This window comes from Gimesia sp. (assembly GCF_040219335.1).
GTDB lineage: Bacteria > Planctomycetota > Planctomycetia > Planctomycetales > Planctomycetaceae > Gimesia.
This window is the reverse complement of sequence record NZ_JAVJSQ010000021.1, coordinates 1-15,206: the sequence shown is the minus strand read 5'-3', so window position 1 is coordinate 15,206 and position 15,206 is coordinate 1. Positions and strand designations below refer to the sequence as shown.

General features: G+C 54.0%; 11 protein-coding genes. 5 read left to right on the top strand and 6 right to left on the bottom strand.

All coding sequences use genetic code 11. The features are described from left to right. Nucleotides 1–694 precede the first annotated feature (694 nt). Complete coding sequence (locus tag RID21_RS18455) at nt 695–2,983, top strand: glycerophosphodiester phosphodiesterase family protein (protein ID WP_350191353.1); 2,289 nt, start codon at nt 695–697, stop codon at nt 2,981–2,983. Nucleotides 2,984–2,994: 11 nt separating this feature from the next. On the opposite strand, the gene RID21_RS18450 is transcribed toward RID21_RS18455, so the two are convergent. Beyond that, nucleotides 2,995–7,272, bottom strand: coding sequence for a hypothetical protein (locus RID21_RS18450; RefSeq protein WP_350191351.1), 4,278 nt, complete (start codon nt 7,270–7,272; stop codon nt 2,995–2,997). 564 nt (nt 7,273–7,836) lie between these two features. Between RID21_RS18450 and RID21_RS18445 the strand changes: the two genes are divergently transcribed. From RID21_RS18445 to RID21_RS18435, 3 genes are all read left to right on the top strand, one after another. Continuing rightward, entirely contained in the window at nt 7,837–8,805 is a 969-nt protein-coding gene (locus RID21_RS18445; RefSeq protein WP_350191349.1) for a DUF1559 domain-containing protein, read from the top strand. A gap of 110 nt (nt 8,806–8,915) precedes the next feature. After that, nucleotides 8,916–9,410, top strand: a complete 495-nt coding sequence (locus RID21_RS18440) for a hypothetical protein (protein WP_350191347.1) — start codon at nt 8,916–8,918, stop codon at nt 9,408–9,410. Nucleotides 9,411–9,473: 63 nt separating this feature from the next. After that, nucleotides 9,474–11,639 carry a G8 domain-containing protein gene (locus tag RID21_RS18435; RefSeq protein WP_350191345.1) on the top strand — a complete coding sequence of 722 codons (2,166 nt, stop codon included), beginning with the start codon at nt 9,474–9,476 and terminating at the stop codon, nt 11,637–11,639. 123 nt (nt 11,640–11,762) lie between these two features. Here RID21_RS18435 and RID21_RS18430 read toward each other — a convergent pair whose 3' ends face one another. From RID21_RS18430 to RID21_RS18410, 5 genes are all read right to left on the bottom strand, one after another. Then, nucleotides 11,763–12,374 (bottom strand): c-type heme family protein, encoded by a 612-nt coding sequence (locus tag RID21_RS18430; RefSeq protein WP_350191343.1) that lies wholly within the window; start codon nt 12,372–12,374, stop codon nt 11,763–11,765. 310 nt (nt 12,375–12,684) lie between these two features. After that, nucleotides 12,685–13,272, bottom strand: coding sequence for a c-type heme family protein (locus RID21_RS18425; protein ID WP_350191341.1), 588 nt, complete (start codon nt 13,270–13,272; stop codon nt 12,685–12,687). Between the two features lie 29 nt (nt 13,273–13,301). Next, on the bottom strand, nt 13,302–13,844 hold the full coding sequence (locus RID21_RS18420; RefSeq protein WP_350191339.1) for a DUF488 family protein, N3 subclade: 543 nt from the start codon (nt 13,842–13,844) through the stop codon (nt 13,302–13,304). Further along, the gene (locus tag RID21_RS18415) at nt 13,828–14,244 is read right to left on the bottom strand and encodes a PAS domain-containing protein (protein ID WP_350191337.1); all 417 of its coding nucleotides are present in this window, start codon (nt 14,242–14,244) and stop codon (nt 13,828–13,830) included. The genes RID21_RS18420 and RID21_RS18415 overlap by 17 nt, the downstream gene beginning before the upstream one ends. 46 nt (nt 14,245–14,290) lie before the next feature. Beyond that, the gene (locus RID21_RS18410; protein ID WP_350191335.1) at nt 14,291–14,710 is read right to left on the bottom strand and encodes an RrF2 family transcriptional regulator; all 420 of its coding nucleotides are present in this window, start codon (nt 14,708–14,710) and stop codon (nt 14,291–14,293) included. Nucleotides 14,711–14,927: 217 nt separating this feature from the next. Between RID21_RS18410 and RID21_RS18405 the strand changes: the two genes are divergently transcribed. Next, the coding region (locus RID21_RS18405) for a hypothetical protein (RefSeq protein WP_350191333.1) at nt 14,928–15,206 on the top strand (279 nt) is incomplete at its 3' end.

Sequence of the window (15,206 nt, the reverse complement as noted above, 5' to 3'; positions counted from 1 at the left end):
GTAGAGGCTGTCGATTCACCTTCACTACCCTCACGTTCATGAATTTTCAGCATGCGCTCAATCTCCTTCCCGATATCCAGTGCAGTTCTGTCTCCAGAACTGAATAGAATGCCCTTGATCGGCACTTCCCGAATCCTATTCTTGTGTAATTGTGCTTCGCGCGCGAGGCGGATGATGCGTGCACCGGAACACGACGCACAAGTGACTCAGAAGCACCTGAATCGGCGTCGATTTTTCCAGTTTTTCACCAGCACAAAATGAACCGGTTCCCAATGTCTCGTTCCTTTTCAAATCATTTCGGAGCACATTCAGAGCATTTCGCAGCAGACTCACACCCACCTCACTGAACTTTCAGAAGATCTCGACTCATACTTTCCGCTTGACGCCCCCACGCCGTTCGACAAGATGGTCTGACTGGATGAACCACAAACCACTCCCCCGATCACTTTGTGAAACAGGAACTGACAAATCATACAGATCGGCACCAACCGGGAAAGCTGAGTTTCCAGCTTCTCCCCCGATACTGGTTCGTTCCTGGATACTGCATGAAGAGTCTATGAATATTGTGCCGTATCACCAGCGGATGATTTGCTCAACACCAGGTCCTTAGGTACGTTATAAACAGCGCAATTGTTATCGGAATTCAGGAGGACAGCTGGTCCTCTTTACAGCTGGAATATCAAAGGTTTTCACGATGAGACACTCACTTTACTGCGTGCTGGCAGTCTGTCTGACGACGCTGCTTTCCCCCCTGGCCTGGAGCTTCCCGGGAGAATCAGATCCGGGAGCAGCCGTTGACACTCTCCAACAGATCGTGGCACATCGCGGTGCCAGCAGTGACCGGCCCGAGAACACACTGTCTGCTTTGCAGCGGGCCATCGTATTGAAAGCGACCGCCGTCGAGATCGATGTAAGGACCAGCAAAGATGGCACGCTCTTCCTGCTCCACGATGCCAAACTCGATCGCACCACCGACGGCACTGGAGTGGCCACCGAGCTAACCATGTCTCAGCTAAAACAGCTCGACGCCGGTTCTGCATTCAACAAAGCATACGCGGGCGAACGAATCCCCACTCTGGGAGAAGCCCTGCAGCTCTGTCGGGGAAAAATCAACGTACTGCTGGACCTCAAGGAACAAGGCACCGCTTATGCCGAAGCGGTCGCGAAAACGGTGCGCGAACAGGGCGATCCGCGGCAGACCATCGTCGGCGTCAGAAGCCTGGAACAGGCGCAGCTGTTTCGTAAACTGCTACCCCAGGCGCAGCAACTGGGCTTCATTCCTGATCCCGAATCCATCGATGCCTTCGCCCAGGCAGGCGTGGAATATATCCGCCTCTGGCCCCGCTGGCTCGACGATGAGTCACTCGTCCCCGCCATCAAACGTCAGGGAGTCAAACTGCACCTCAACGGCTCCACGGGCAAACCAGATGAAATCATCCCCCTACTCAAACACAACCCCGCTTCGTTGCTCGTCGATGACGTCGCCACCCTGCAGGCCACGTTAAAGCAACTCAAAGCCAGCCAGAAAGTCTCTGCGAAGCTGAACAATCTGATTGAGAAAACCGCAGGCTCGCCACTGGTCCCCGGAATCAGTGGCGTAGATGAGAACACATTTTTGAATCGCGATTACCAGATGCTCGCGTTACCACAGGAACTGCAGGGACAGCCTCGCTATCTGTTTGATGGCGGTAGCGGCCAGCGTGTCGAACTGCAGTTCAAAAAGCCAACTGTGGTCTTCGCGGCGCTTGAATACAACAACACCGGTGCCTGGTCTTTCCCCCAGGGACGCTCTCCCCGCGACCATGGCTGGCGAAAACTCGATAACGCCGCCTATCGGGGCACGAGTAATGGCACCGTGAAAGACAAACCTCACTTCGCTTCAATCTATTTCTGTGAATTCCAGGCCGGCCAGAAACTCTCGGGACTGCCCCCCTGGTGGTTATGCCTGGCGATTATGGACGCGAACGCCGCCAGTCAGGTTCCCGGTTTTCAGGCAGGCACCTCCGGACCAATCAACGTGCCCTCCACTTACTCTTACGAGGCCGAGGCCACCCGCGCCCGTCCGCTGCAAGTACCCGAATTTCAAAACAACCGTCAATGGGCCCAGTGGCAGGAGTCGCAACGCCAGGCCTTCCAGGAACAGCTCGTCTATCCTTATCCGGGAAAGCTCACAATCAAACCGGTGGGGGCAGCCTTAGATCGAGGCATGTTCCATCAACAGGAATTCGCCGTCTACCATGATGGCCATCGGATCTTTCGCTTCTTCCGTCTCGCTCCTCCGACTAAGCCAGGAAAAAAGCTGCCAACCATTGTCTGTTTCATGGGGCATGGCAAAGTCAGCCAGATTCTCTCCGAGCCGAACAGCTATCAGCATGCCTGTGCCGCTCAGTTTGCCGAACAGGGATACCTTGTGTATGCGATGGAGAACGTCGGCATGGAACCAGGCAGCGACCGGCACCATGAACTGGATCACCTGTTACGCCTGGATGGCTATAGCTGGTACGGCCTGCTGTTTGCCCACCAGCAGATCCTGCTGCAGCACGTGTTTGCGGATCCGCAGGTGAATCCGGCCAAAGTCGGTGCGACCGGCGTCTCAACAGGGGGACTGCTCGCGCTCTCCGCCGCCGCCTTCGAACCACGAATCGCAGCCACTTCCGTCCAGGGAATTTTCGGCAGCATGCGCGTCTCCTTCATCCGCGACCGTCAGCGCCACTGTCACTGCGGCGCCATTCCCGGCCTGCTCCCCAAATTCGACCTCCCCGAGATGGCTCTGCTGGTCACCCCCCGTCCGCTGCATATCTCTAACGCGGTCTCGGACGGCTTCAGCCCCGCCGAAGCGAAACGCTGTCTCAAGCTGATCACTCCCCTGTATCAACAGGTCGGAGGCAAAACCCCCAAATTCAGCGCGCCCCCCGGACATCACGAATTCGCATTTCAGGAAGCGCTTATGTTTTTCACAAACACCATCGGCAAGCCGGAGTAGAGCAAAACACATCAGAATGCCAGCAACTCCGAGTCTGCATTCAGTGAAGCAAAGAAGTCATCGGTCTCAGCATTCCAGTCCGGCAGTTTCCGCTCTCCCGGCGCCAGTACCGAATCCATAATTCCCTCCTCGGCGTGCTCATCGCCCAGCAGGTGCCCCAGTTCGTGACGAATGACCGTCCAGAGATCAATCAGCCCCGCCGCTTCACTGCCCGGCAGTGCAATCAATGACAGGGAACTGTCTGCCTGAAATTCGCTGTGATCCCGGGGCGTGTCATCGATGAACCAGCCATGTCCCGCCGCATTTACGTCGAGATAAATCGTGTCTCCGACGACCTGTCCCAACGTCGTCCCTGCCAGATCGACGACTTCGACCTGTACCTCTTCCAGTTTCTGTTGTTCTGTTGACGACAGACGCGGACTCAATTCCTCAACGGCACTCTCCCGCATTACATCTGCCTTGGACTGAGTCAGTGAGGCTGCTGTCGAAACGACAACGGGCTGACTTGCAGCCTGCAGCTGCTGATTCCAGCCGTAAGGGTAATTGTCCGGATAATGAACCGGAGTCGGTCTCACTTTCTGCAGTTTGTTCTTTCCGTAATTACCCGCAAACAGGACCAGGTCTCGGAAATTGACCCGACCATCCTGATTCAGATCGGCCAGCCAGGCATAATCGGAACCTGACTCACTCGGCACAGCCCCATACACGCTGGCAAACCGCAGCAGGTCCTGGAAACTGATTTGACCATCGTCATTCAGGTCATAGGGATTGGCCCAGATCTCCGTTTGGGCATGTTCGATGTTCAGAGGTTCGACCACATGCCCGGTCCCCAGCCCCACCAGCGAGCTCGTAATCTCGAACGACAGAGTCTCCGAACTCAGGCTGTGCCCCGCCAGATCCAGAGCCAGTTCATCCTGCACGAGCGCCTCAAATTTGATGCGGGCAAACAGCAGTTGTTTGTCGACACCCAAATCAACCGTCTCAGTGACCGCCGCCAGTTGACTGATGACGCCATTCACATCGTCAATTGTGCCGGACTGGTTCTGAGTGAATGCGGGGCCAAACTGAATTTCAGTCGCGGAAGTCGCAGCGGTCTGATACTCCAGCTCAAGTCCAACCAGGGCCACTCCCGCGCTGCTCAGATTTTCGGTCTGCACCCAGATCTCCACCCAGTACTCGGTCCACTCACCGATCCAGGTTGCATTCCCAGGCAGAGCAGCCGCTTCCCCGTTGGCATCCACGTCGGTTGGCGTCTCTACGACTCGCAACGCGAGAGTTTCCTCCGTCGACTCTTCGATCGCGTTAATCGTGAAAACAAAGGAACGCTGGAACGTGCCATTATCTTCGGGAGTCGTCAGATCATGATCCAGGCCCCCATCTTCAACCTGCACGGTGATCTCAGCAGTGCCGGTCCTGCCTGTCAGCGGCGAGACGCGCAATCGCGGCCTGCCCCCCTCATCCAGCACAGTCAGCCCGGAATCGGGAATCACATCCGGATTATCAGATGTAGCCGACCAGATCACGGGCCCCTCGGTGACAGGTTCCAGTCCGGAAAGATCGATCGTCTCTTCCGGATCATGCTCTGAAACGACCACATCTTCGATCAGATCAAAGGTCGTCCCTCTAAAGCCATCAACCTGCGAACCGACCCAGATCGTGTCTTCTTCCTCGTAGGCCACCAGGAAACTCTGATTCACATCATCCCGCACGAGTTTAATCAAAAAACTGTCTCCCAATTCCGATGCCACACTGTTGCTCGACGTTAGAAAACCAGTCACCCCTGTGGTGCCATCAGCGAAGGTGACTCCCCCACCTTCATCGATAGAACCATTGTCCCAGTATGCACTGGTAACCAGGTAGTTTCCGTTAGGCAGTGCCGTCACTCCGGAAACCCCCGCCCGGTGATCTCCCACCTGGTCATCCTCATGCGCTCCCACCAGGCTGTTGTCAGAGGTGATCTCACCGCTGATGCCCGTCGTGCCATCGCCAAACGTCACTGCCCCGGCATCTACAATCGAACCATGGTCCCATTCTGTACTCACAACGACATAGTTCCCATTGGCAAGTGCTGTTACGGAGTGCCCCGAGTAATAATGGTAACCTAACTGATCATCAGTCGTGGAACCGACCAGGCTGTTGGTGGATGAGACCTGTCCACTGCTGCCGGTGGTCCCATTACCGAAGGTCACGGCTCCCGCATCAATGATCGCACCATTGTCCCAGCCCGAACTACTGACCACATAGTTTCCGTTCGTCAAAGCCACGACACCATCAGAGCCTATATGATCGCCTCGTTTGGTTCCCACTAAACTATTGGCCGCTGAGACGACCCCCTGAACGCCAGCGGTTCCACTCCCCCAGGTGACTGCTCCCAGATCATAATTCTCGGCATTCGCCCATTCCGTACTGACGACCACATAATTCCCGTTCGCGAGCACGGTCACACCGTCCATACCGACGTAAGATAGATCCCTCGTACCGACCAGACTGTTCTCAGCTGAAAGAATGCCTGTAATTCCAGTCGTTCCATTCCCAAAAGTGACGGCCCCTTTTTTGCGTGACCAGTAATTGCTGACGGCGACATAATTACCATTGGGAAGTGCAACAACGCCTCCCCGGCCCACGTTATCCGCACCACCGGAGCCGACCAGACTGTTGGCGGACGAAATCGCCCCGGTAATTCCGGTAGTGCCGTTTCCAAACGTAACAGCACCAACTGCCAATTCAAAATCGTCACTCCAGGCAGGACTGCTCACCACATAGTTCCCGTTGGTCAATGCCGTGACCCCGGCGTATCCCACCAGGTCATTTTTCGTCGTACCGACGAGACTGTTGTCGGCAGTGATCACACCACTGATGCCCGTAGTTCCATCACCAAACGTCGCCGCTCCCGCCCCCGCAATCGAACCATTGTTCCAACCCGGACTGCTGACGACATAATTTCCGTTGGAAAGGGGCGTCACACCGTTTGTATTGAGTCCATTTCGCCCCAGACGATCATTTTTCGTCACGCCGACGAGACTGTTCGTCGCGGAAATGACTCCGGAAACACCAGTCGTGCCACTGCCAAACGTCACGGCCCCCGCATCGACCACCGTACCATTGTCCCAGGTGGGACTGGACACAACGTAATTGCCATTCGCAAGTTCTGTCACACTGGAAGTGAGGTAATACAGGGCTCCCACCTTGTCGCCGGCCGTCGTTCCCACCAGGCTATTGGCCGAGGAAATCTCACCGGCCACTCCCGTGGTTCCATCACCGAATGTCACGGCTCCCGCATCAGTCACTGTTCCGTTATCCCAGGTCGGGCTGGTGAGCACATAGTTTCCATTGGCCAGTAAGGTGATGTTTACATCGCCATTGGTGAAGTCTCCCACAAAATCATCTGTGGTAGAACCGACCAGGCTGTTTGCTGATGAGACAATACCGACTGTCCCCGTCGTGCCATTCCCCCAGGTCAACGCGCCGGCGTCTTCGCTGGATCCGTTATCCCAGAACGGACTGCCGACGAGGTAATTCCCGTTCGCCAGCAGTTTGATTCCCGTATCATTGCCGTAGTGATGTCCAATACGATCATGCTCACTGGCACCGATCAGACTGTTCGCCGCCGAGATCACACCAGTCACACCGGTGGTCGCATCACCAAACGTGACGGCGCCGACATTGGATATCTCACCATAATCCCAGCCAGGATTGGTGACCACGTAATTACCGTTCTCCAAAACCAGAATTCGTCCGCCTCCATAGCCGTCATCCTCAGAACTTCCCACCAGGCTGTTCGCCGTAGAGATGACTCCGTTCAGGCCAGTCACACCATTGACTAACGTGGCCGCCCCCACTTCCGAGCCCATATTGCCACCGCTCCACTTCGGACTGCTCACCACGAAATTCCCGTTGGGTAACGCCGTTATCCCGCCAATACCGACTCGTTCATGGCGCGTGTCTCCCGTAAGCGTGCTGATCAAGTCCCCCGTCTGACCGTCAAACAAATAGACGGCTCCTCTCCAGCCATCATAATTCGGATCTGTGACAACAATATTGCCCGTACTCAGCGTGACCACGGAGTCACCAAAGTCGGAATTATCACTGGGATTCGGATTGTGCAACTCCGAAAAGGCGGCGGTGAGCAGCCTGCGGTCTTCCAGAGTTTCAATCTGACAGTTCGCCGGCTGAAAGCGTTGCTGCTGTGCCCGGGCAGCAGACTGTCGTCGTGGTCTGGCAAAGAGGCTCTGGTGCAGCCGTCGTGTCAAACGGGTCAACGTTTCGAATCGTCTCTGGTTATTTTTCATCGTCGTATCCTCTTAATGAAATGGCTCACACCAGACTTGGCGATGAATGATTGCACGCAGTGCAATCGAATTCCGGAAAACTGCCGATTTCTTCTTCAAAGACGCCGGTCTGAAACAGGAACACATTGAACTGAGAATGGTGAGACGACTGGAAACGGCGTAAGCGGCTTAATATCAGCACCTTACACACAAGAACTGGTGGTTGCCCGGGTCCCCAGCCGCGAACGCGAGCGAAACGAGAGAGACCAGTTCACTTCGATGGTTTTCCTGGTCTAAAATCAGTCACAAAAGCTGAGAAACAGCCGGCTATCAAAAGACGTATTGATCCAGAATGCCTTTTTTTCAGGGATCTCTAACGATCCCCCTTGCATTCAAATGCTGACCGACTATCCTCTTGGTAGTGAGACTGAATCTCACTCTCAACCAAAACAGAAATCATTCCTGTTGTGATTCCCTGCCAACATCTCAGCGATGCCAGCCCCACCGGAATTGCTTCCAGACAACCCCGCGACTGAAACAGTTTGCCTGTGTGTTGTCGATTTAAGATCTACTCCGGAGATTCCCATGTCCTGTTCGCAATCCAACCGTGCGCGCCGCGGGTTCACTTTAATTGAGTTGCTGGTCGTGATCGCGATTATCGCAATCCTCATTGCACTGTTACTCCCTGCCGTTCAGCAGGCGCGTGAAGCGGCGCGACGTACGCAATGTAAGAATAACCTCAAACAGATCGGGCTGGCTTTGCACAACTACGCAGGCACCCACCAGATCTTTCCGTTAGAGACTTACTACGGACAGCGCGCTGATGGATCCTTTCACTACAACAGTTGGATCCCACAGACATTGAGCTATTTCGATCAGGCATCTCTCGGAAACATCTACAACCACGATTACTCCTTCTGGGATACCGAAAACCAGGATGCGATCGAAACCAAACTTACACTCTTTGAATGCCCGTCTACTCCAGGTGGCACACAGATGACGCCGGAATTACGCATGCGTCTCTCCAGCGGCTGGACCATCGATGCCAACCGAGGCGCATTTACTTCGGACTACGCCGGTCAGCGGGGAATTCACAGTAACTCCCATCAGGTGTATGTGCCTGGTGCCACCGCGGATTCCAATCTGGGGATCTTTGGTGGCGGTGGATCTGGGAAACGGTTTCGCGATATCGTCGATGGCACATCGAACACAATCATCGTGCATGAATCAGCGGGACGATCGCAGTGGATTTACAAGGACCGCACTTCGGGAACCTTCGTCACGAACAACCCCGAGTTTGGAGGCTGGTTTGATTACTGGGCAGGCCCCTGTGCCGGCTGGATGTATGGCTTTGAAGACGATGGCGTCACACGCTATGGGCCGAACTTCATCAACTCGACCAACAAGTGGGCCAATCCCCTCTCCTTTCATACAGGAGGCGTGCAGGTGGCACTCGCCGATGGTTCAGTCCGTTTCCTCAGCGAAAACATGAGCAATCTCACCTTTATCGCGCTCTGCACTTACGGAGGCGGAGAAGTTGTAGGCGAGTTTTAAACAACGCTTTGACCTGGTTGAGTTCAGGACGCCGGGGAACTGCCCGCGGCGTCCCCTGTGGAATGTTCTCTTACCACATTCCTTCCCCACCATTTAGCTGGAGTGATTCCGTGAAGTCGTCTGTTTTCAATGTCCCCTGCAGCATCGCGATCTTGAGCCTGTTGCTGTTCTCTGGTTGTGGAAATCAAGATCCGCGGCCTGATTTGCAGACGGTAGAGGGAATATTGACCATCAACGGAGAACCGGCATCGGGAGCAGTCATGGTGTTCTATCCTGCCGATGGCGAGGAATTTGATTCACGGGGCACCAGACCACGGGCCAAGGTGAATGAACAGGGGCATTTTCAGCTCACCACCTATCAGCACGGCGACGGCGCCCCCGCAGGCGAGTATCAAGTGGGGATCCTCTGGTTCGACAATCCGAATTCCGACAAACCCTGGAACAAACTGGGGAAAAAATATTCGATCCCCCAGGATTCAGAGATCACCATTACCGTCGAAGAAGGAAATAACCAGTTGACACCGATCGAACTCGAAAATGTTCAATTGACGAAACGACCGGTCCGCAGGCGTAAAACGCAGGATGCTGACCAACTGGATGAATAACACAACCTGCTTACAGCAGCCGGATATAGCCAAAATTATCAATTCGTTTTAAGAAGAGATTCCATGCATCATTTCCCATCAAATCTGCTCGTGCATTTCCTCGCTGGACTTACCTGTCTGGTCATCGGAGCTTCGCCCCTGCTGGCACATGAAACGCATAACCATGCAGAAATGAAAGTCATTCATTCCGCTCAAAGCGGACCATGGTCTTCCGCTGAAACCTGGCAGGGAGGCAAAGTCCCTGGCGCGGGTGCCCAGGTCTTAATTCAGCGTGATCACCAGATCGTCTATGATGTGGATTCGAAAGACGTCATTCGTGGTATCCAGATCTCGGGAACACTCAAATTCGCTTCCGATCGCAATACCCGACTCGAAGTCGGGCTGATTCGGATCGAAGACCTCGATCACTACTGTGAAGAAGGCTTTGATTGTCAGATGGTCGTTGAGTCGGACGGAAAAAACGCGAAGAACGCATTTTCGTTCGCGCGTCCTGCCCCCACCCTCGAAGTGGGACGTCCTGATTCCCCCATCCCCGCGAAACATACGGCTCTCATCCGCCTGCACTACATTGAGGGCATGAACAAAGAGACCTGCCCGGCCATCATTTGCTGCGGCGGTCGCATGGATATTCATGGTGCTCCCCTGGAACGTACCTGGGTCAAGCTCCCTTATCAGACTGCCAAAGTGGGTGAAGCGCGGGTCGTGATGCCGTATCCCCTTCCCGGCTGGAAAGTCGGAGACCGCATCATTCTTTCGGGCACCACCAGACAGTTTGGCTACATCGGCACCCGGCACCGAAAATCAGGCGACGATAACAGTGTCGCAGATAATCCCACGACGGAAGAAAGAGTCATCACCAAAATGCGGCACTGGGGCGGCTTTGATTCGAAGTGGCAGATCGTCAGCTTCGACAAACCGCTGGAGTTTGATCATCTGGGAAGTGGTGAATATCGGGCCGAAGTGGCTAACCTTTCCCGTAACGTGATTGTCGAGTCAGCCGACCCGGAAGGGATTCGCGGACACACGATGTATCACGCTGATTCCAAGGGCAGCATCAGCTATGCCGAGTTTCGTCATCTGGGGAAAAAAGACACGCTCGGAAAATACCCCATCCACTATCACCTTGTCGGCGATTCCATGCGTGGCAGCAGTCTGACGGGGCTCTCGGTCTGGGACAGTCATAACCGCTGGATCACGGTCCACGGAACCCAGTACCTGGTGGTCAAGGATTGCGTCGGTTACAAAAGTGTCGGTCACGGATTTTTCCTGGAAGATGGAACCGAAGTTTATAATATCTTTGACCGCAATCTGGCGGTCCAGGCACTGGGCGGTAAACCACTTCCCAAGCAGGTGCTGCCTTACGATTTAAACCTGGGCTCCGGGTTCTGGTGGGCTAACAGCCTGAATACCTTTACCAGAAACGTCGCCGCCGAATGTGATGAAGACGGGTTCCGTTTTGAAGTGGTCGAACGGAAAGATTTCAACCCGACCCTGCCCATCCTGCAAAAAGATGGTTCCATGAAAGAAGTCGATATTCGCACTCTGCCCTTTGTGCGCTTCGATGGAAACGAAGCACACTGCCAGCGACTGTTTGCCATCAACCTCGGCGGTTTTGCCGGGGGAAGATTCAACAAGGAAGACAGTGATGTCGAAGGGATCGGCCCCGACTACCAGCATCCGTTTCTGATGCGGAATACTAAAGTCTGGGATTCACACTGGGCCTTCCACTGCGGGACTCCCTGTGTTCGCATTGAAGATTTCGACTTGCACGATTGTGCTTATGGATTATGGCGTTGTGTCATGCACCGGCACGAGTATCGGCGTCTGAATTTTTCTGAAGTCAACACCACCGTCTTCTTCCCGCGTGCCGCCGGCGACTCCGACTATGCGTACTCGCTCAAAGACTACTTCGACCTGGAACCCATTGACGATTTACCCCCCGTCACGGTCATCACTCACATCGAACCGCAGCAATCCGGGCAAATCCTGGTTCGCGGCGTCACCTCAGATAATTACGACGTGAAACAGGTCAAAGTGAATGAGCAACCGGTGCGTCCCACAGCAACCAACTTCCAGGAGTGGGAAATCGTCCTGCCTGTTCCCGAGTCCGGCAACCTGCGCCTCGTCACCTCAGCAGAAGACATGAAGGGCAATCAGGAAATGCTGCCGCATCAGGTGAATTATTCCCACAAGAGCAGTCAAGCAGATCATCTGCTCAGCGAGAAATGAACGACAAAAGGCCAGGAGGGAATTGTCGATCTGACGATGTCTCCTGGCCGATTTTATTTTCGTTAATTGCAGAGCGAATCTGCTTAGATTCCGTTTCCGAGTTTCGTGCAGTTTATCTCCGACTCAGTTTCCGTTACTCCCCGTCTTTGCTTTCACGGGCGCGCCTTTAACCGGGATGGAAATGATCAAGCCTGCGAAGCGATCTTTGGTATTCTTTTTTCCAAACCCGAGATGGCAGGTCAGGCAGCCGTGATTCATTAATGAAATGGCGCCTGCCCGCTGGTAGACGCCGTTCTCGATCCGCTCATAAGTTCCTTTCCCAGCTGCGATCTCCTGGGCTGCCTGTTTTTCGAATTCCGTTTCGGGCTCATGATCGACACTCATGGCGTTGGCATTCACGGCAATCCAACGGGCTTTGATGTTTTCATCCGCTTCCAGGTCGGCAAACATTCGCTCCATTACACGAGCCGGCACCGGCGCTGTCGCACTGTTGAAATAACTCCGGTGCATCGCGTCCAGCGTAGCCGAGTAAAAACGGTGCGCCAGTCGGGCGCGCTCACGCGCCTCGGGCAGTGACAACTGCGGAGCCGCTTTCTCTGAGGCGTCTTGCTTTCCTTCCCTCGGGAAGGCACTTTGTTTCGCCTTCTCCTCCGCGGGAGGCTGGGCCAACGTAACTACGGCCAGGGGACAGGCACTCAACATCACAACAACCAGACAGTTTCGCATCGCTCTCATCGTTCTCTCTGCCTCCTGGTAAATCACTGCACATGAAGTGCGTCTCAGCGAAAATCTCAAACTACGTCGAACATTCGGAATCACTTGTCTTGAGTGGATACAAAAAAAGACCCGCCCAATAAGTTAAGCGCCAGTCATTGGGCGGGCCCGTTACTCCGGGACTATGCGAAAAACCGAAGCAACTAACCGTCAAGGCTGACGTGAATCTAAATTAACCTTGTTTACAAATCAAGTTTGGTGCCCTGAATCTCGAGGGATTCACGGGGATTGTCCAAGTCCGTTACATAGCAATCGGCATGCTTCGACCGGCTCATTTCTCTTTGTCCGCTGCTTTGAGGGGCATCGAGATGACCAGCCCGGCCACCCGCGCCTCGTTACTTTTTCGCATGGGCAGATGACATTTCAGGCACTGTGAAGCCAGCCGGATGCTTCCCGTAAACTGATACTCTTTGTCGGTGACCTGTTCAAACTCGGCCTTCCCAGCCGAAAGCACTTTGACGGCCTGTTTCTCAAACTCCGTCCGCGGTTCATTGTCGACATTCATCGCCCGCGCGTTCACGGCCAGCCAGCGCACCTTGATGCCCTGGCTCCGCTCCAGTTCCTTAAACACATCTTCCAGCGAATGCGAGGGAATCACCCGGCTCTCCTCTTCCTCGAAGAAGTCCCGATGAATTACCTGCAGCGCACCATGCACGGTTTCGTGTAAGATGCGTGCCCGGACCCGGGCCTCAACGGCGGTTGTCGGATAATGCAGCTGTCTGGGAAGATCCGCTTTCTGCTGAGATTCTTCCGCAGGCACCTCTTCCAGCAGCAGGAACAGACTGGAAAGTACCACCACCAGAATGGCCCCCTGTAGTATAAATCTCAGTTCTGCCCATTTTCGTCTACCTGCATCCATCACACTTTCCCATCTCATCATCAGAGCACTTAAAAATCACCGGGGAGCAAATCAACAATCACCTTCCAGCTCGACTCATCCGGCATCATCCAGGTTTTATGCTTGGTAAACCACAATCCCCCCAACGCAAGGATCTGCTCCCTGACTGGTTTTGTATAACCGCCAATCATCAAGCCTGATTCCCAACGCCGCTGGCACTCCAGTTCAATTACAAACCCTTCCAAAACAGTAGCGATGTTCTGCTTCAGAGTCCCCTGTTGATAAACCAGGTTCAGCTGACTCTTCTGCGCCATTTGCCTTAATTTCTCACATTTCGAAGTCTGTTCTCTAAGCTGTAATCTGAATAGTCGGGCAAATTCATACCACCTGTCGGGAGATAACGCATACCAGTCCATCAATCTGCGCTGTGGTACAATCTCGGAAAACCAGTGCAGCTCTTGATCACCCCATTTCGGCGGAACACCATTTTCGACCCAGACAAATTCTCCTTCTGCATTCGTGCCTATTTGATCTATGTGGACTGACTGCAGCCTGAAATTCCTCACAGGCATTCTTCTACTTTGCCTCTTCATTGCGAATGATGGCACCAATCTGTCTGATCTGCCCTTGAGCACCACGCACGATCCCGACAGTTAATGCACCTGGAAACCGGCTTTGATCCTTTCTTAACATGGGTACCCTGATAACAGAACTGCCCAATCGTGTTTGATTGGTACGCATCGCTTCTTCAAAGCCCGCCCAGTGCGCTGCACGAGAATCCATTGGAATGATCAGATCCAACGTCTCCCTCAACGCTTCTTCGGCTGTATAGCCAAAAAGTCGTTCTGCCCCCGGATTCCATAACACAAACCGACCTTCGCGATCCACACTGACAACGGCATCGCCTACAGATTCAATCAGTGCCTGTAAATGGACTTCGAACTGTGCTCCCTCCACTGTTTCCTGCAGAGGCTTATTCGAAAGGTGCTTCATTCTTCATGTTCCTGTCGGCCGATTTCAAACGAGCGTCCCGGGGGATTCAGGTCACCTGTTTCAACTGTCTGCGGGACGGCGCCACATCTGCCAGGGTCACGCTGTTGAGATACTCCCGTTGCAGCCGTTCCGCTTCCGCCAGCACCCCCTTCAATTTACAGAAGGGCTGGATCACACAGACGCCCTCCGTTCCCACACACTCCAGCAGATGCAGATTCCCTTCGAAGCGTTCGATGACCTCCCCCAGTCGAATCTCGGATAGAGGCATCGCCAGTTCGATCCCGCCTCCCAGGCCCCGCACACTGCGAATGTAACCCAGGCGAGACAACTGGTTGACAACCTTCGCCACGTGATTGGCGGAAATATCAAACAGGGCCGCGACCTCTGCTACAGTCGCTCGATCATCGCGTGAAGCGAGATACATCAGCGTCCGCAACGCATAATCGGTCTGGATGGTAAGCTGCATGATTCAACCTCGAACTTAAACATGTATAAGTGATGCATCTTTTACCAAATATAGACCCCGGGGTCCCTTTTGTCAATCAAAACCAGCAGCGCGAAGAATTTCGTGTTCACCTCACAAAAAACGGATTTTGTTGTTCTGGCCCGCGATTTGCTTCTCTACTGAAATTGAGATTTGTTGTTTTCAATCCACGAATGTCCCTGATGTAGGAGGGCTGAACATGCTGATGAAATTAAATCATGAAACCCGTTCCCGCCGGATAATCAGGCGACACACACAGGGTTCGTTTGAGAGGCTGAGTGCTTCACAGATTACACCTTACGTGGAAACTCCCGCGACGAGAATGTCACGCAGCGTGGAAGAAACAGACTCGTATCGGGCAGAGTCTTTCATGGTCATCCGGCTGATCCTGATCCTGGTACTGTTGGGAATCACACCCTTAGTCCTGTTCCTGCTGTCCTTACAGCTGTACCCGGATTTGCTGCATATTGATATCACA